This window comes from Deinococcus yavapaiensis KR-236, from assembly GCF_003217515.1.
Classification (GTDB): Bacteria; Deinococcota; Deinococci; order Deinococcales; family Deinococcaceae; genus Deinococcus_A; species Deinococcus_A yavapaiensis.
In genome coordinates, this window is record NZ_QJSX01000014.1 from 84,254 (window position 1) to 100,633 (window position 16,380).

Consider the following 16,380-nt stretch of genomic DNA (forward strand, 5'->3'; position numbering starts at 1 on the left):
ACACGAAGTGAAGGTCTCCCCCACACTAGCTTGAGGTGTGCGCCGCGTCCTCGTGCCCATCCTCGCCCTGCTCGCCGTCGGCCTCGCCTCGGCGAGCGAGTGCGACAATCCCTTCTCGCCCGTAGAAGCCTCGTGGCAGTGGACGTACCGTACGACGAGCGGCGACGCGTACACGGTCGTTCGCGTTCCGACGGGACCGAAAGGATTCAGCGAGACGTCCACCTCACCCAACGCGCCGGGCACGCGCACGTACGCCTGCTCGGCAGGTGAGCAATCACCCAAGACGGCGAACATCGTCATTCCCGGCTTCGACGTCACCGTGCTCGCGGCCAGAGGCACCGCCATCGCCGCGCCCAGCAAGTGGGCCGTGGGCGAGTCATGGTCGTACACCATGGACTTGGAGGCGACGTTGCAAGGATTGCTGCCTCTCAAGGGCGCCGGGCAGATGACGGTCACGTTTCGCGTCGTGGCGCAGCAGAGAACCGAGGTCCCCGCCGGCACGTTCGAGGCCTTCAAGGTCGAGGTGACGCGCGACCTCTCGGGAAGAGCGGGTTTCATCCCGTTTCGCCGAATCGTGAAGCAAACGTCGTATTACGCGCCGGGCGTCGGCATGATCCGCGAAGAGACGGAGCGGGGCGTGGCGGAATTGTCGAAGCTGCACAAGAACTGAGCTTCAGGAAGCTTGAGGCTCGTCTCGTCCGATCGACCGTGAAGTCGGGCACCTTGAAGGTATGACTCAAGGGCCTCACCTCGTCGATTGGCGCGAGTTTCCCAACGACCTCAGCGCTCCGCTCAAAGCCCTCACGCTCGCCGGATGCGACGTCGTCGTGGAGCGTCGCGTCGTGGAGACTTCGAACGCGCTCGACGATCACTACCGTCTGCGGGTCGTTCACGGAGGTCGGGAACTCGTGAACGCCGAGTCGAGCGACGTCATGGGCTTGACGAAGTACGCGGACGAAGCGTACCGCGCGCTCTCGAACCACCTCGAACGCTGATCGACAACGAGCAAGGCTTCCTGAAGCCGACTCCAACGCTCCCCATGAACGCACCGCCTATAAGTGGAGTGCGAAGGAGGAACCCCACATGAAATTATCGACCATCTTGTACGCTTTGGGCTTCGTATCGATCGCCATTTCCGCCGCCAACTTCCTGACGGGCAAAGGCAAGACGGGCGCCGAGGGCGAGCGCAACGCCTTGTTCATCGGCGAGTGGCCGCCGACGTTCTTCATCTTGGCGAAGGCCGCCGAGGACCGCGAGCGTCTCGCGCAAGGCCAATCGCAGTAACGCGACTGCCGAGGAAGCAAAGGGAACAGGGCCGAAGTGCGTACTTCGGCCCTGTTCCTCGTTCAAGGCACGATGATCGTTCTCAAGCGAACGAGGCCGCCAGCCAATCGCTCGCTTCCTCGGTCATCGCGTTCGGCAACGAGTGCCCTCCCTCGTACCAGCGCAGTTCCTTGGGTTCGTTCGCCGCGTCGAACAAACGCTGCGCCTGATCCGCGCGAATCACGGGATCGAAGCGGCCGTTCACCATCAAGAGGGGCCGACCGTGGAGCTTGCGCACGTCTCGCAGCGGATCGACGAACGACCGCACGAGAGGCGCGAACGGCAGTTCGGCGGGCAAGTCGCCGCCGGCGGCGAGAAGAACGCGTGACAAGCGCGGCTCTTTGGCGGCGAGCGTCACGCTCAGAAACGACCCGAGCGAATAGCCGACGATGGCGATTTTCGTGGCGTCGACGCGTTCGTGCGCGCCGAGAAAGTCCACGGCGACGGCGGCCTCGTCGAGCGCGAGACGCCACAAGCGCACGAACTCCAGCGGGTTTCCCAGAGACTGCAGTTCCAAGGGATTGCCGCGCGATCCGTGCATCGGCAAGTCCAGCGCGAGCGACGCGACGCGGCGCCGAAGAAGCGCCATCCCGGCCGAGTTCGTCATGACGTCGGCTCGGGACGTGACGCCGTGCAGCAGCAAGGCGGCCGGCACGCGCTCGGCGCCGTCGGGAAGCAGCAGCAAGCCCGGCACCGTGAGGTCCGGCGTCTGCAACTCGAGTTGCAAGCGCGTGCCGCCGGGAACGCGCTGCTTGTCGTACACGGTCTGCCACCACGAGGAACGCACGCCGCCAGGGTACGCGAAGGAGCGCGCGGCATCGTGATTCTCGAGGCAAAGCCAACGAACGCCAAGCAAAAGAAAAAGCGGCGTTTCCGCCGCTGATAAAATCAAGATACCTCGAGATTCTTTATTCGTCAAGGTATGCAGGCCGACTTCGTCACTCTTCGACGATGCCGACGCCGAACCCTTGATCGAGAAGGTCTTGCGAGTACGTGCGAAAGGCGAGCATTGTCTTCGTGCGCGTGATGCCTTCGATGCGGCGCAGTTGCCCGGTGACGACGTCGTCGAGGTCGTCGTAGCTTGGAAGGCGCAGCACGGCGACGATGTCCCAATCGCCCGTGACGCTGTACACCTCTTTGACGTGCGTGGCGTTGGCAAGTTCCTGCGCGGTTTCCGGGATGCGGGAACGTTCGGCGTTCACGAGGACGATAGCGGTGACCATGCAGGTATCTTAGGCGTTCAGTACCACGTGCGCTTGAAGGCGCCGCCCAAGCCGCGCCGTTTCAGCAGGCGTTCGACGCGCCGCAAGGCGATGGAGTACAAGCGTCCCTTGAGGCCGCGTTTTCTTTTGCCGTGACCCGCCTTGCGGCGCAAGACTTCGTACAGGGCGATGAGGGCGGCGTTCTGCAGCACTTTCTTGTCGACGTTGCGGTTCATACCACTGCATACGCGTGGAACGCACGTGGAGTTCCGCCGTACAGGCCGCGCTTTTTGCTAGGCTGTGGAGGCATTTTCAAGGAGGTTTTCCCATGACGGTTTCCACCCGTGATCCTATTGCCGAGGTCGTGCCCGCCGTCGTCTCGTGGCGTCGCCACTTGCACCAGCATCCCGAGTTGTCCTTTCACGAGCACGAAACGGCCGCGTACGTGGAAAACGTGCTGCGATCGTTTTCCGGCCTGGAAATCTCGCGTCCCACTCAAACGAGCGTCCTGGCGGTCCTCAAGGGTGAGGCGGGGCCGGGCAAGACGGTGTTGTTGCGCGCGGACATGGACGCGTTGCCCATTCAGGAGGAAAACGACTTCGAGTTCACGTCGAGCAAACCCGGCGTGATGCACGCCTGCGGACACGACGGACACACGGCGATGCTGCTCGGCGCGGTGAAGGTGTTGTCGGAGATGCGCTCGGAGCTCAGCGGCGAAATTCGCTTCATCTTCCAGCACGCCGAAGAGCTCTTTCCGGGCGGCGCGCAGGAAGTGGTGGACGCGGGCGTGATGAACGGCGTGGACCTCGCCGTGGGCGCCCACTTGATTTCCCTCGTGCCGACGGGCCTCATCGCCGTGAAGGCGGGCGCGCTCATGGCGGCGCCCGACACCTTCGACATCAAGGTGCGCGGACGCGGCGGGCACGCGGCGAGTCCGCACGAAACGGTCGACCCGATCCTGATCGCGGCGCACGTCGTGACGAATCTGCAAAGCATCGTGTCGCGGCAACTCAATCCCATCGAGCCGCTCGTGGTGAGCGTCACGCAGTTCCACGCGGGCACGGCGGACAACGTCATTCCGGAGACCGTGCAGATCGGAGGCACGGTGCGGTCGTTCGATCCGGCGCTGCGCGAGCAGGTTCCGGGCTGGATGGAGCGCATCGTGAAGGGCCTGACGGAAGCGCACGGCGCGTCGTACGAGTTCGCGTATCAACAAGGTTACCGCGCGGTCATCAACGACGCGGAGGTGACGGCGCGTCTGCAAGACGTCGTGCGCGACACGCTGGGCGCCGAGCGGCTCTTGGAGGCGAAACCCACGATGGGCGGCGAGGACTTCAGCGCCTACATGACGAAGGCGCCGGGAGCGTTCTTCTTCATCGGGGCGGGCAACGCCGAGGCGGGCATCACGGCGCCGCATCATCACCCGAAGTTCACGGTCGACGAGGCGTCGTTCGAGGCGGGCGTGCGAGTGCTGGTGGAGACGGGGCGTCGCTTCTCCGGCGCTTGAGCGAGACAACTTGAGCTTCGTTGCACGAAGCTCTCAGAAGGAGGCCACTGAAACGATTAGGTGGCCTCTTCGCTTTCATCTACGTATGACGATCTCTTGACAAGCGTCGAGGGCGGGCGTGTAATGCCTGTAACCGATTACAAGAAGTGCTCACCGCTGCTCAGGGGTGCGCTCCGCTTCGCTGTAACCGGTTACAGCCAGGAGGTTCATGAAGCCGACCATCGAGGACATCGCCAAAGCGTCCGGCGTCTCCAAAGGAACCGTCAGCCGTGTGCTCAACGGCCACCGATCCGTCGCGCCCGCGACGCGTGAACGCGTCCTAGGCATCATGAGCCACTTCGGCTACCAACCCGACCCGATCGCTCGTCACCTCTCGTGGCGAACCGGGCGCGCCCTCGGCTTGTCGCTCATGCCGGGCGATTCGCTGCTCTCGCCGTACCACGTCCTCTTTCGCCGCGCGCTCGAGCGCGAAACGGCCTCGCTCGGCTTCGCCCTGCAAGACCTCACGGGATCGCTGGCCGCCTTGTCGCACTTGCCGAGCGCCCTGCTCGTCATGAACGTCAGCGACGACGACGAGCGCCTCGTGTTCCTACGCCGCCGCGAAGTGCCCGCCGTCGTCGTCGGTCACCACCCCGAGTGGGCGTGGGTCGCGCCGGACGACAAGGGCGGCGCCGAACTCGCCGCGCGGCACCTCGTGGCCCTCGGACACCGCGACCTGATCTTCATCGGAGACGGTCCGAGTCAAGTCGCGCAAGATCGGCGGCTCGGCTTCGTCGAAACGGCGAACGCGCTCGGCGCCCACGTGAGCTGCGTTCCCGCCGACTTCTCCGCCCTGGGCGGTTACCGAGCGGCGCGGCGCGCTTGGGAAGGCGGGCTGCGCGGCACGGGCGTCTTCGTCGGATGCGACGAGGCGGCCGTCGGCGTGATCGCGGCCCTCGTCGACCTCGGCTTGCGCGTGCCTTCCGACGTCTCGGTGATCGGCTTCGACGGTCTGCCCGAACTGCCGTCGACGGGCGCGTTCCTCGGGCTCCAGCTCAGCACGGTCGCGCAAGACATCGAACGCATCGCCACGACCGCCTTGGAGCTCGTCCTCGCCGCGCTCGACCGCCCTGTCGAGGAGCGAATCGCCCGCGGCGTCCACGTCCCCGTGCAACTCGTCGTCGGAAACACGACGGCACCTCTAGGAGGAACGGTATGAAAAAGATTGTGCTTCTCGGTTTGGCTCTTTCCACCCTCGTCGGCGTGGCGTCCGCGCAGAACGTCACCATCAAGATCAACGGCTACGGCGGCACCGACCCCGCCGTCGTCGGCGACCTCATCAACCGCTTCGTGAAGCCCGCCGTCGCCAAGGACAACATCACCGTCGTGTACGAGCCGCTGCAAGGCGACTACAACCAATCGCTGACGAACTTGCTGTCGGCCGGCAACGCGGGTGACGTGTTCTACCTTCCGGGAGAAACGGTTCAAGCCTTCGCCGCGACGAACCGCCTGCTGCCCCTCAACGGCCTCGTCTCGTCCACGCCTTTCCTGGCGGCCTTGAATCGCACGTTCACGGTGAACGGCAAGCTGTACGCCATCGCCAAAGACACCAACTCCCTCGCGATCGTCTACAACAAGGACATCTTCGACGAGGCCAAGGTCGCGTACCCCAACGCGAACGACACGTGGACGACCTTCGCCGACAAGCTTCGCAAAGTTCGCCAAGCGCTCGGCAACGACTACTATGGCATCTGCTTCCCGGCAGACTACGCCCGCATGGGCGCGTTTGCCTTCGCAGCGGGCTGGCGTCCCTTCGACAGCCAAGGCCGCACGAACGTCAACACCGCGTCGTTCCGCCGCGCCTTCGACTTCTACACCGGCCTCGTGAAGGACAAGACGGCCATCCAACCCAGCGACCTCTCCGAAGGTTGGAGCGGCGGCTGCTTCGCGAAGGGCAAGGTCGCGGCGGCCATCGAAGGCAACTGGATCGTCAACTTCTTGCGTGACAGCGCGCCGAACCTCAAGTACGGCACGGCGCCCTTGCCCAAGGACCCCACGACGAACCGCCGCGGCAACTTCTTGTACACCGTCGGCTGGGCCATCAACGCCAACACCAAGAACAAGGACGCGGCCGTGAAGGTGTTGCAAGCCCTCACGAGCGTGCAAGCGCAAACGTACATCCTCGAGCAGGGCCTCGCGCTGCCGTCGCGCAGCGCCCTGCAACGCAACGCCTTCTTCACCAAGAACACGCCCGAGTCGCAGGCCGCGAACATCATCTTCCGCGGCTCCTCGGACGGCAACGTGCAAACGTACTCGGCGGGCCGCTACACCCTCAACGACTTCCAACGCCCCATCAACGAGGCCCTCACCTCCGTCATGACCGGCCAGGCGACGACCGCGCAAGCGCTGCAACGCCTTCAAACGGCGCTCAACACGCTGCAACGCCGCTGAAGCTCGCCCCGAGCTCGCCTGGGGGTGAAGGTCCTCGCCCCTCGGCGAGCTTCTTTTGGAGGTCGACATGAATGCACAACAACGGTCGGTGGTGGCGGCGGCCATTTTGTTCCTGGCGCCTTTCCTCGCGACCCTCGCCGTGTTCTTCGTGTACGCGTTCTGTCGCGCCGTGTACTTCAGCTTCACGAACTACAACCTCTTCGATCAGATGAACTTCGTCGGGCTGCGTAACTACGCCGCGATCTTCGGCGACAATCTCTTTTTGTCGGCGCTGCGCAACACGCTTCTGTTTTCGTTGATCACCACGGCCCTGCAAACGATCCTCGCGCTCTTGATGGCGAACGTCCTCAACCAGAAGGTCAAGGGCATCACCTTCTTCCGCACGGCGTGGTACATGCCTTCCATCACGTCCAGCGTCGTCATCGGCTTGATCTTCTTGTGGCTCTTTCAGCGCGTCGGCCTCGCCAACTACTTGCTGACGCAAATCTCGAATTACGGCTCGGCCATCATGACCTTCCTGCTGGTACTCGTCGCGGTCCAGATCGTCCAGGTCGTGCTGGAGCGCGCCCGTCGGCTGCCCGCTTCCTGGTTCGATCCCGCACTCGCGGTCGTGAGCGCCCTGATCGCTTTGATCGTGACGTGGCTCCTCGTGAACTTCGGCGTGGTTCGCATCGGTGACAATCCCGCCGTGAACATCACGTACTACGCCACGCAGGAAAAACTCTTCGGCTTCCTGCCCGTGCCGCTCGCCACGATCATCGCGCAAAACGTCTTCACGACCGTCCCGACCTTGATGCTCTTCTTCTTGGCGGGCCTGCAAAACGTTCCCCGCGCGCTTTACGAGGCGGCCGAGATCGACGGCGCCACGAAAGCGCAGCAGCTTTTGTACGTGACCGTGCCGATGCTGCGCCCCGTGACGTTCTACGTGGTGACGGTCGGCCTCATCGGAACGCTGCAGATGTTCGACCAAGTGGCGATCATCGGCGACGCCGCGCCTTTGGAAAGCATCGTGACGCTGGCCTACTTCGTGTTCACACGCGTCTTCTCGGGCGGCGTCGCCGAGGCCGGTTTCGCCATGGCGGGCGCCGTGATCCTCGCGGCGATCACCCTCCTGATCGTGCTGCTTCAACGCCGCTTCTTCGTGTCCGACGAGGCTTTCCAATGAGCATCGCCACGAACACTCCCCAGGATTTCTCGCAGCGTCGACTCGACGACCGCTGGGTCGAGCGTCGCCGCTGGGCGCGTGCCGGTTGGGTCTACTTCTTCTTGCTCGTCTTGTCCTTCCTCTTCATCGGGCCGTTCTTCATGGGAACGATCTCGAGCTTCAAGGACAACGCGAACGAGTACCCGCCGCGCGTCATCATTCCGCAGCTCACGCCGAGCTTCATCGCCACGGCCGCCCGACTCGGCCGCGAAGGCGGCGGCGGCGCGTGGGACGGCGGCGTCACCCCGGGCGCGAACGTCACCTTCTCGTTCAAAATTCGACAACCGCAAGGCGCGCCGCAAACGCCGCCGCAAATCGCCGTGCCCGCCCGACGTCCGGGCGGCGGTCTCGGAGCCGTACGGCCCGTCGCACTCGCCAACGAGTACGTGAAGGTCGCGGGACCCACCGTCGTTTCGCGTGAAGGCGACGTCGTCACGTACCGCGCAGTCGTCACGTACCCGCCCCTTACCAAAGTGACGGGCGAGCGGATCGTCGGCACGATTCCCGAAACGCAGAACTCGCCGAACTTGCAAGTACGTCTCGCGGGCGGGCAACTCGTAGATGTCACGCTCGACACGCCCGAAGCCCAAGGCGTGCAGTACACGCTCGGCTCGGCGCGCGACCAAGCGGTGGAGCTCGTGCGCGCCAACGGCAAGTACTACCTGCGAGGCCCGCTCATTCAACGCACGCCCTTCGACATCAACATCGAGCGCGGACAGGAATTCGTCTCCTCGGACTTGCCGCCCGCCGACATCCAGAACTTCGGCCGCAGCCTCTCCGTACGCAACATCACGCCCGGCGTGATGGGCTACACCTTCAACAACTACCGCCGCGTCTTTCAAGAAAACGTGTCCGAGCGAACGGGAAGTTCACTCGTCCTGACGTGGATCGGAAACTCCTTTCTGTACGCCTTCGTGCGGGTGATTGTGGCGATCATCTTCGCGAGCCTCGCCGGATACGCCCTCGCGCGCTTCAGCTTTCCCGGCAAGGAACTGTTGTTCGTGGTCGTGCTGTTCGTGCAAATGGTTCCGATTCAAGTGACGTTCATCAGCAACTACGTCATCTTGCGCGACCTCAGGCTCCTCAACATCGCGGGCCTCGTCCTCACCACCGGCATCGCGGCGGGCGCGGTGTTCCTCATGAAGCAGTTCTTCGAGGGTTTGCCGAAGGAACTGGAGGAAGCGGCCGCCATCGACGGCGCGTCGCCCTTCCAAACGTTCTGGCGCATCATGCTGCCGCAAGCGGGTCCCGCCTTGGGCGCGCTCTCCATCACCACCTTCCAAGGCGCGTGGAACGACTTCTTCTTGCCGCTCGTCGTGCTCAAGGGCAACGAGAGCCTTACCCTGCCGATCGGCCTGCTGTCCTTCCGCCAGTTCTACGGCGGCGCGGGCGGCGACTACGGCGCCTTGCTCGCCGGGGCGATCATCTCCGCCATTCCCGTCATCGTCTTGTTCATCGTCTTCCAGCGTTTCTTCGTCGAAAGCCAAGCGGGCAGCGCGGTAAAAGGGTAGTCTTTTCGGAACTTCGCCGCCTTTTCGAGAAGCGCGGCGGCGAAGTTTGGAGTCATCATGTTCTCTTCTCGTAGTGTCTTGAAAGAAAACGAACTTTACTTCGTGGGCGACGGCACGTACGTCGCCGCCCACGGTGAGGCAGGCTTGTACCGCCGTGACACCCGCTTTCTGTCGCGTTACGAGTGGCGCCTCGACGGGGAACGTCCCCAACCGCTCGTGCAGCACGCACGGTTGCCGTGGTGGCTGCACGAGGTGGCAGGCAACGCCAACCTCGGCTACACGATGCACACCGGCCTCACGCGCGACTTGCAGGTAACGGGCGCGGACTTGCGCGACCGCGTCCGCGTCACGCGCTACAAGGACGTCGCCCGTGAACTCAAGCTGTGGTTGTCGGCGGACTTCCGCGACATGTTCGAGGTGCGCGCGGCGGTCGGCGACGAGGGCGACTGGCCGACGATGGCCGCGCGCGGGGTGACCGCGCGTGCGGTCGAAGGCGGCGTCGAATTCGCCTACACGGCGTCCGACGGCTTGGCGACGCGCACCGTCGTTCAAACGACTCCACCGGGACGTTGGGACGGCGAGGGACTCGTCTGGAATCTCGCCGAGACGACGGACGTCGAGGTTCGCGTGTTCGCGCTCAAAGGAGACGAGACGCCGTCCGACACGGACGTGAACGCCCTCGTGCGCGATTACGAAGCGTGGGGCGACGCGAGCTTCACCTTGGCCGATCCGCGCGATCAAGGAGCGCTTCAGCAGTCTTTGCTGGACTTGCGCTCGTTGGTGTTCCGCACGCCGTACGGGCCCTTCCCGGCGGCGGGCCTTCCTTGGTTCGTCGCGCCGTTCGGGCGAGACTCGGTCATCATGGCGCTCTTGGTGCTGCCGCACCGCCCCGACCTCTCGCTCGGCGTCGCGCGCTACCTCGCGGCGAAGCAAGGCAAGCGGCACGATCCGCACACCTTGGAGCAGCCCGGCAAGATTTTGCACGAGGAGCGCGACGGAGAACTCACAAGGACGGGCAAAACTCCGCACCGCCCGTACTTCGGGACCGTGGACGCGACGCCCTTGTTCGCTTGGCTCGTTGGCGAGATCGCGCGGGTGGACGCGGCGGCAGGGCGCGAACTGCGTCCCAACCTCGAAGCGGCCTTGACGTGGATGGAGACGCTCGGCGATCCGGACGGCGACGGCTTCTTGGAGTACACGCCCGATCGCAAGCAGGGCGGCATCGGCAACCAAGTGTGGAAGGACAGCGGCGACTCCACCTTCGATCAGCACGGCCGCGACGCCGAAGGGCACATCGCGATCGTGGAGGTGCAAGGATACGCCTTCGCGGCGTACGAGGCCGCCGCCGACTTCTACGACCGCGAAGGCGAGGCGGCGTTGGCGGCGCGTTTCCGCGAGAAGGCCCGCACGTTGCAGCACAAGTTCCACGAAGCCTTCTGGTGGCCCGAGCGGTCCACGTACGTGCACGGCCTGAACGGCGACAAGACGCCCCTGAAGGTGCTCGTCTCGAACGCCGCGCACGCTTTGTGGACGGGCATCGTGCCTCGCGAGCACGCCGCCGACGTCACGAAGACGGCGCTCTCGCCGGAACTTTGGAGCGGCTGGGGCATTCGCACGCTCGGCGTGAACGAGCCGAGGTTCAATCCCGTCTCGTACCACAACGGCTCGGTGTGGCCGCACGACACGGCCGTTGCCGCGCTCGGCATGGCCCGCTACGGCCTGTTGGGCGAAGCGAAGCTCGTGGCGCGCGCCTTGTTCGACGCGGCCCGCTGGGCGCCCGACGCGCGACTGCCCGAACTCTTCGCGGGATTTTCGCGCGAGGACGGCCCGCCCGTTCCCTACCCCGCCGCGTGCCATCCGCAAGGGTGGGACGCCGTGCTCCCCCTCGCCCTCGCGCACCTACTCGACGGCGTGGAGGCACTCAGCCGAGCGGCGGACTGAGCGGAGACAAACCCGCGTTCATCGTGGCGCACGGTGTTCCGAGAGGAATACAGTGCGCCATGACTTCTGTGACGCTTCGCCGCGCGACGATCTCCGACCTCGCCGTCCTCGTGACCCTGGGTGACGCGGCGGGGAACGCGGAACGACGGCGTCGCATCGAGGAGACGCTCGCAACGCGGGAAACGGTGCTCGCGCTTCGCGGTGACGAAGCGGTCGGGTACGGCGTGCTCGGCACGTTCTTCGACCGTCCGTTCGTCTCGCTCGTGTACGTCTCGCCGCCACATCGCCGCCGCGGAATCGCAGAGGCGCTCGTGCGCCACTTCGGCGCGCTGGACGCGCCGAAGGTCTTCTCGTCGACCAACCTCGGCAACGCCGCGATGCACGCCTTGTTCCGCAAGCTCGGCTGGATCGCGGCGGGAATGGTCGATCATCTCGACGAGGGTGACCCCGAGGTGATCTACGTGCGCGTGACGTCCGTACAATGAGCGCCATGATCATCCCGAGGCGCCCGACGACCGACGAGTACCATTCGTTCTACGAGACGTACGTGCGCCTCGTGGACGCCGAGACGTTCGAGGAGGACTTGCGAGACGGCGCCAAGCGCGTGGCGCACCTTCTAGGAAGCGTGCCCGAGGAGGACGCGGGCCGCGCGCCCGCCTCCGGCAAGTGGAGCCTCAAGCAAGTCGTGGCGCACCTGAGCGACACCGAGCGGGTGTTCTCGTTTCGCATGTTATGGATCGCGCGCGGCGGCACGGAACCCCTGCCGGGCTTCGATCAGGACGTCTGGGCGGCCAACCGAGACGTGACGGGCACGACCTTTCGGGCGCTCCTCGACGAATTCGAGGGCGTGCGGGCGACGACGCTGTCCCTCGTTCGGTCGCTGCGTTCCGAAGACTTCGATCGGCGCGGCGTCGTGAGCGGCCATGGCGCGACCGTCCTCGCCCTCGCGTTCATGATCGTCGGGCACGCGAAGCACCACGAGCGCGCGCTCCACGCGCGCGTCGCCCACGAGGCGCGCTGATGCGCTTCGACCTCGCCGAGCTCGCGCCGAGAGACGCGTACAAGCTTCTCACGGGCATCGTCGTTCCGCGTCCCATCGCGTGGGTGACGACCGTGAACCACGACGGCAGCCTCAACCTCGCGCCGTTCAGCTTCTTCAACACCTTCGGCAGCGACCCGCCGGTCGTGGCGTTCGCGCCCGGCGACCGCGCGGGCGTTCCCAAGGACACGGCCGCGAACATTCGCCGCACGCGCGAGTTCGTCGTGAACTTCGTTTCCGAGGAGCTTTTGCACGCCATGAACGTCACGGCGGCGGAACTGCCGCACCTCGAGGACGAGGTGAAGCTGGTGGGACTCACGCCCGAAGCGTCCTCCACGGTGGACGTCCCGAGGATCGCCGAGAGTCCCGCCGCCTTCGAGTGCCGTGAGGTGACGACCGTCCTGATCGGCAAGAACCGCATCGTGCTCGGCGAAGTTCTCACGATTCACGTGCGCGACGACCTCGTGGATCCCGAGAAGTTCTACGTGGACACCGCGAACCTCAAGCTCGTCGGACGGATGGGTGGAAGAGGCGGTTACGTGCGAACGAGCGATCTCGTGGAAGTGCCGCGCCTCTCGAACGAGGAGGCGCGGCAACTCGGGCGCACGTCGGACGATTAACGCTCGCGGATGCTCCAACCTTTCGCGCGCAGCGCGTCGATCATGGTCGCGAACACCGGGTCGACGTCCGCGTCGGTGAGCGTGCGCTCGCCGCGGAAGGTGAGGCGCACGGCCACGGAGCGTTGCCCTTCGGGAATCGGGGCGCCCGCGTACACGTCGAAGGGCTCGGCACTTTCCAGCAGGTCCGTGGCCGAGGCGCGCAGAACGTCGCGGATGTCGGCGTACGAAACGTCGGTCGGAGCGATCACGGCGACGTCGCGCAAGTTCGCGGGCGTGCGGCGCGGATCGGCGAAGCTCCACGCGCGGCCCGGAAGCGGAAAGCTGATCTCGGCGAGGAACGTTTCGCCTTTGAGGCCGAACTCGGACGCGATGCCCGGATGCAGAGCGCCGATCCAGCCGACCGAAACGCCGTTCCAAAGAACTTCACCCGCGATGCCCGGATGCAAGGCGCTCGGAACCGCGTCGCCGCGCACCTGCCGCACGTCGAAGGACGCGCCGAGCGACGACGCCGCCGCTTCCAACAAGCCCTTGAAAGTGTAGAAGCTCTCCGCGACGCCCGGTTGCCAAGCGGACGGCGCGAGCGGACCGCGCATCAGGAAGCCGACGCGCTCCACCTCGCCGCTCGACGGAAAGACGCGGCCGACTTCGAAGATCAAGACGTTCTCGCGAGCGTTCGAGGCGGCCGTCTTCAGCAAGCTCGGGTACAGGGCGGTCCTCATACCGGTGCGGTCGCTCGTGAGAGGATTGCGCAGACGCAAGTTCGGGCGTTCGGTACGCGCGCGGTCGGCTTCCTCGTCGCTCGCGAAGGTGTACGTCACGACTTCCTGAAAGCCGACGCCGGCGAGCGTCGTCTTGAGTTCGCGGCGACGGCGCGCCTCGTCGCCCGCCCCGAGGTTGCTTTCGTGCACTTGCAAGGTGGGAACGGTCTCGGGCAGATTCTCGAAGCCGTGAAGGCGCGCGATCTCCTCGGCGAAGTCTTCCTTGATGTGCAAATCGACGCGCCACGTGGGCGGCGTGACTTCCCACGCGTCGGACACGCCGCATCCGAGGCGCGTGAGGATAGAGCGCATCTCGTCGTCGGACACGTCCATGCCCAGCAAGTCGCGCGTCGCTTGCGGATCGAAGGCGATCGGGCGCGACGTCTTCGGTCCGCCCGCGTCGGTCACGCCCGCGTGGACGTTCGCGCCGCCGTGAAGAGCGAGGAGTTCCATGATGCGGTTCGCGGCGAGAAGGGTCGCGTTCGGATCGACGCCGCGCTCGAAGCGGTACACGGCGTCCGTCTTGAGGTCGAGGCGGCGCGCGGTGAGGCGCAAGCGCACCGGGTCGAAGTGCGCGGCTTCGAGCGCGACGTCGCTGGTATCGGCGCGAATGCCTCCGAAGTTCGCGCCGATGACGCCCGCGACGCCGACGATCGCGCCTTCGGCGTTGCGAATGACGAGGTCTCGGGACGTGAGCACCTTTTCGTCGCCGTACAGCGTCAAGACCGACTCGCCGTCCTTCGCGTCGTCCACGGCGAGTCCTCCGGCGAGGTCGCGAAGGTCGTACAGAGCGGTCGGCTGGCCGACTTCGAACATGACGTAGTTGCTCGCGTCGACGATAAGGTCGATGGGCCGCGAGCCGCACGCGAGCAGGCGCCGTTGCAGCAGCAGCGGAGACGGCCCGTTGCGCACCCCGCTCGCCGTGCGGGCGACGAATCGGTCGCAACCGTCGTGCAAGGTCACGTCGATCGGCAAAGGTGCGCCCGCGTCAGGCTGGACGCCCGCGCTCGGCGGGTGCCAGTCGAGCCGAAGGGACGCGGAGAGGTCACGCGCGACGCCGAGCGCGGAGAGGGCGTCCGCGCGATTCGGGGTGACTTCGATGTCGATGACTTGTTCGGCGGGCCAGAGGTCGGCGAAGGGCGTTCCGACAGGCGCGGTGCCGAGCGGCAGCAGCAGCAAGCCGCCGCCGTACTCGCCGACGCCGAGTTCCTTCGGCGAGCACAGCATGCCCCACGACGCGACGCCTTGCACGCCGCGCACTCCGATCGCTTGGCCTTCGATGACGGCGCCCGGTTTCGCGACGGCCACGCCGACTCCCGAGGTGGTGTTGGGAGCGCCCGTGACGATCACGACCGGGGCGGGCTCACCGGCGTCCACCGTCGCCGCGAAAAGATGCGTGCCCTCGATGGGCGAGACTTCGAGCACCTCGCCGTACACGACGTCCGAGGGCGGCGCGGGCACGTCCACGATCTCTTCCACGGGAAGGCCCAGGGACGCGAGGATCGGCTCGAGGTCCGTCGCGGACGGCAAGCTCGGCACGAGTTCTTTGAGCCACGAATACGGAAGCTTCACATCGTCTCCTTGAGGGTGTCGCGCGGCAACGGCGGGAGTTCGCTCGGCGTCTCGTTCGAGAGGTCGCCCTTGAACTGCGTCAGGAAACGCAAGTCGTTTCCGTAGAAGTAACGGATGTCGGGAATGCCGTAGCGCAGCATCGCGATGCGGTTGGGACCGAGGCCGAACGCGAAGCCCGTCTTGCCTTCGTAGACGCGCGGCAAGCCCTTCGCGGCGCGCAAGTCGTCCACGGCGCGAAAGACGTTCGGGTGCACCATGCCCGACCCGCCGAGTTCCAGCCAGCGTTGCTCCTGGTCCCACCAAATCGCGAAGTCCGCGCCCGGTTCCGTGAACGGGTAGTAACTCGGCTGGAAGCGTACGCGCGCGCCCCGCCCGAACATCGCGCGCGCCATCTCGGAGATGGCGCCCTTGAGGTCGGCCATGGTGATGCCCTCGCCGACCACGAGGCCTTCGAATTGGTGGAACATGCTTTCGTGGGTGGCGTCCGTCGCTTCGTAGCGGTACACGCGGCCCGGCACGACGATCTTGAGGGGCGGCTCGTGCGTTTCCATGTACCGCACTTGCATGTTGCTGGTGTGCGTGCGCAGCAACTGGCCGTTTTCCAGCCAGAAGGTGTCTTGCAAGTCGCGCGCCGGGTGCCAGCTCGGCATGTTCAAGGCGTCGAAGTTGTGCGTTTCGTCCTCCACTTCGCGGCCTTCCACGACGCGGTAACCCATAGACTCGAAGATGTCGCTGAGCTCGTACAAAATGCGCGTGACGACGTGCAAACCGCCCGAAGGCAACTTCACGCCCGGCAACGTCACGTCGATCGCTTCGGAGGCGAGCTTGGCGTTCAAGGCTTCTTGCCGCAAGGTCGCTTCGCGCTCGGCGACGGCCCCCTCCAGTTCGGCCTTGAGGGCGTTGATCTCCGCGCCGCGCGCTCGACGTTCGTCCGGAGCGAGGCTGCCGAGGGTCTTGAGTTGCGCCGTCACGAGCCCGTTCTTGCCGAGGTAGCGCGTTTTGACGCCGCCGAGGGCGTCGAGTGTGGCGGCGCCCTGAATGGCCGCGAGTGCTTCTTCCCGCATGGATCCTCCCGAATGAAAAAAGCCCGCCCCGCCTTATGAAAAGGCGGGGCGGGCAGCGCTTGAGACGATTAAGCCTGCCAGACCCCGACGCCGCTAAACGGCGAACGTGAACGCGAAGCGTGCGAAGTCATGTCGTCAGCCTACGAGCAAGTGCGAACGAGGTCAAGTGTATAGAGCGAGACGTGCGAACTTCTTATCGCCCTGACGTT

The 16,380-nt window shown here is 65.4% G+C and carries 17 protein-coding genes; 12 read left to right on the forward strand and 5 right to left on the reverse strand.

The window, feature by feature from the left end; translation table 11 throughout:
* Positions 1–37: 37 nt before the first annotated feature.
* The 3 genes from DES52_RS16450 to DES52_RS16460 all read left to right on the forward strand — a co-directional run bounded on the left by DES52_RS16450 (position 38) and on the right by DES52_RS16460 (position 1,284).
* Positions 38–670, forward strand: coding sequence for a TapB family protein (locus tag DES52_RS16450; RefSeq protein WP_110887917.1), 633 nt, complete (start codon positions 38–40; stop codon positions 668–670).
* Positions 671–731: 61 nt separating this feature from the next.
* A complete protein-coding gene (locus DES52_RS16455; RefSeq protein ID WP_110887918.1) occupies positions 732–995 on the forward strand; it encodes a hypothetical protein in 264 nt (87 codons plus the stop codon).
* An 88-nt stretch (positions 996–1,083) separates the two neighbouring features.
* Positions 1,084–1,284: a hypothetical protein gene (locus DES52_RS16460; protein WP_110887919.1), complete on the forward strand. Its 201-nt coding sequence runs from the start codon at positions 1,084–1,086 to the stop codon at positions 1,282–1,284.
* 82 nt (positions 1,285–1,366) lie between these two features.
* On the opposite strand, the gene DES52_RS16465 is transcribed toward DES52_RS16460, so the two are convergent.
* The 3 genes from DES52_RS16465 to DES52_RS16475 all read right to left on the reverse strand — a co-directional run bounded on the left by DES52_RS16465 (position 1,367) and on the right by DES52_RS16475 (position 2,761).
* Positions 1,367–2,110, reverse strand: coding sequence for an alpha/beta hydrolase family protein (locus DES52_RS16465; RefSeq protein WP_110887982.1), 744 nt, complete (start codon positions 2,108–2,110; stop codon positions 1,367–1,369).
* A gap of 151 nt (positions 2,111–2,261) precedes the next feature.
* Positions 2,262–2,546 carry an Lrp/AsnC family transcriptional regulator gene (locus tag DES52_RS16470; protein WP_110887920.1) on the reverse strand — a complete coding sequence of 95 codons (285 nt, stop codon included), beginning with the start codon at positions 2,544–2,546 and terminating at the stop codon, positions 2,262–2,264.
* A gap of 17 nt (positions 2,547–2,563) precedes the next feature.
* Entirely contained in the window at positions 2,564–2,761 is a 198-nt protein-coding gene (locus DES52_RS16475) for a hypothetical protein (RefSeq protein WP_110887921.1), read from the reverse strand.
* A 92-nt stretch (positions 2,762–2,853) separates the two neighbouring features.
* Between DES52_RS16475 and DES52_RS16480 the strand changes: the two genes are divergently transcribed.
* The 9 genes from DES52_RS16480 (at position 2,854) to DES52_RS16520 (ending at position 12,777) form a co-directional block, all read left to right on the forward strand.
* On the forward strand, positions 2,854–4,032 hold the full coding sequence (locus DES52_RS16480) for a M20 family metallopeptidase (protein ID WP_110887922.1): 1,179 nt from the start codon (positions 2,854–2,856) through the stop codon (positions 4,030–4,032).
* Between the two features lie 208 nt (positions 4,033–4,240).
* Entirely contained in the window at positions 4,241–5,230 is a 990-nt protein-coding gene (locus DES52_RS16485) for a LacI family DNA-binding transcriptional regulator (protein WP_110887923.1), read from the forward strand.
* Positions 5,227–6,462 carry an ABC transporter substrate-binding protein gene (locus DES52_RS16490; RefSeq protein ID WP_110887924.1) on the forward strand — a complete coding sequence of 412 codons (1,236 nt, stop codon included), beginning with the start codon at positions 5,227–5,229 and terminating at the stop codon, positions 6,460–6,462. The genes DES52_RS16485 and DES52_RS16490 overlap by 4 nt, the downstream gene beginning before the upstream one ends.
* A 67-nt stretch (positions 6,463–6,529) precedes the next feature.
* Positions 6,530–7,627: a carbohydrate ABC transporter permease gene (locus DES52_RS16495; RefSeq protein ID WP_110887925.1), complete on the forward strand. Its 1,098-nt coding sequence runs from the start codon at positions 6,530–6,532 to the stop codon at positions 7,625–7,627.
* A complete protein-coding gene (locus DES52_RS16500; protein ID WP_110887926.1) occupies positions 7,624–9,177 on the forward strand; it encodes a carbohydrate ABC transporter permease in 1,554 nt (517 codons plus the stop codon). Before DES52_RS16495 ends, DES52_RS16500 begins: the two co-directional genes overlap by 4 nt.
* A gap of 57 nt (positions 9,178–9,234) precedes the next feature.
* Positions 9,235–11,118 (forward strand): glycogen debranching N-terminal domain-containing protein, encoded by a 1,884-nt coding sequence (locus DES52_RS16505; RefSeq protein ID WP_110887927.1) that lies wholly within the window; start codon positions 9,235–9,237, stop codon positions 11,116–11,118.
* A 59-nt stretch (positions 11,119–11,177) separates the two neighbouring features.
* The gene (locus DES52_RS16510; protein WP_110887928.1) at positions 11,178–11,603 is read left to right on the forward strand and encodes a GNAT family N-acetyltransferase; all 426 of its coding nucleotides are present in this window, start codon (positions 11,178–11,180) and stop codon (positions 11,601–11,603) included.
* A gap of 5 nt (positions 11,604–11,608) precedes the next feature.
* Entirely contained in the window at positions 11,609–12,139 is a 531-nt protein-coding gene (locus tag DES52_RS16515; protein ID WP_170131101.1) for a DinB family protein, read from the forward strand.
* Positions 12,139–12,777: a flavin reductase family protein gene (locus DES52_RS16520; protein ID WP_110887930.1), complete on the forward strand. Its 639-nt coding sequence runs from the start codon at positions 12,139–12,141 to the stop codon at positions 12,775–12,777. Before DES52_RS16515 ends, DES52_RS16520 begins: the two co-directional genes overlap by 1 nt.
* Here DES52_RS16520 and pheT read toward each other — a convergent pair.
* Both pheT and pheS read right to left on the reverse strand, forming a co-directional pair.
* Positions 12,774–15,107, reverse strand: a complete 2,334-nt coding sequence (gene pheT, locus DES52_RS16525) for a phenylalanine--tRNA ligase subunit beta (RefSeq protein ID WP_110887931.1) — start codon at positions 15,105–15,107, stop codon at positions 12,774–12,776. The two genes, DES52_RS16520 and pheT, sit on opposite strands and share 4 nt — an antisense overlap.
* A complete protein-coding gene (pheS, locus tag DES52_RS16530) occupies positions 15,104–16,171 on the reverse strand; it encodes a phenylalanine--tRNA ligase subunit alpha (RefSeq protein WP_110887932.1) in 1,068 nt (355 codons plus the stop codon). Before pheS ends, pheT begins: the two co-directional genes overlap by 4 nt.
* Positions 16,172–16,380 lie beyond the last annotated feature (209 nt).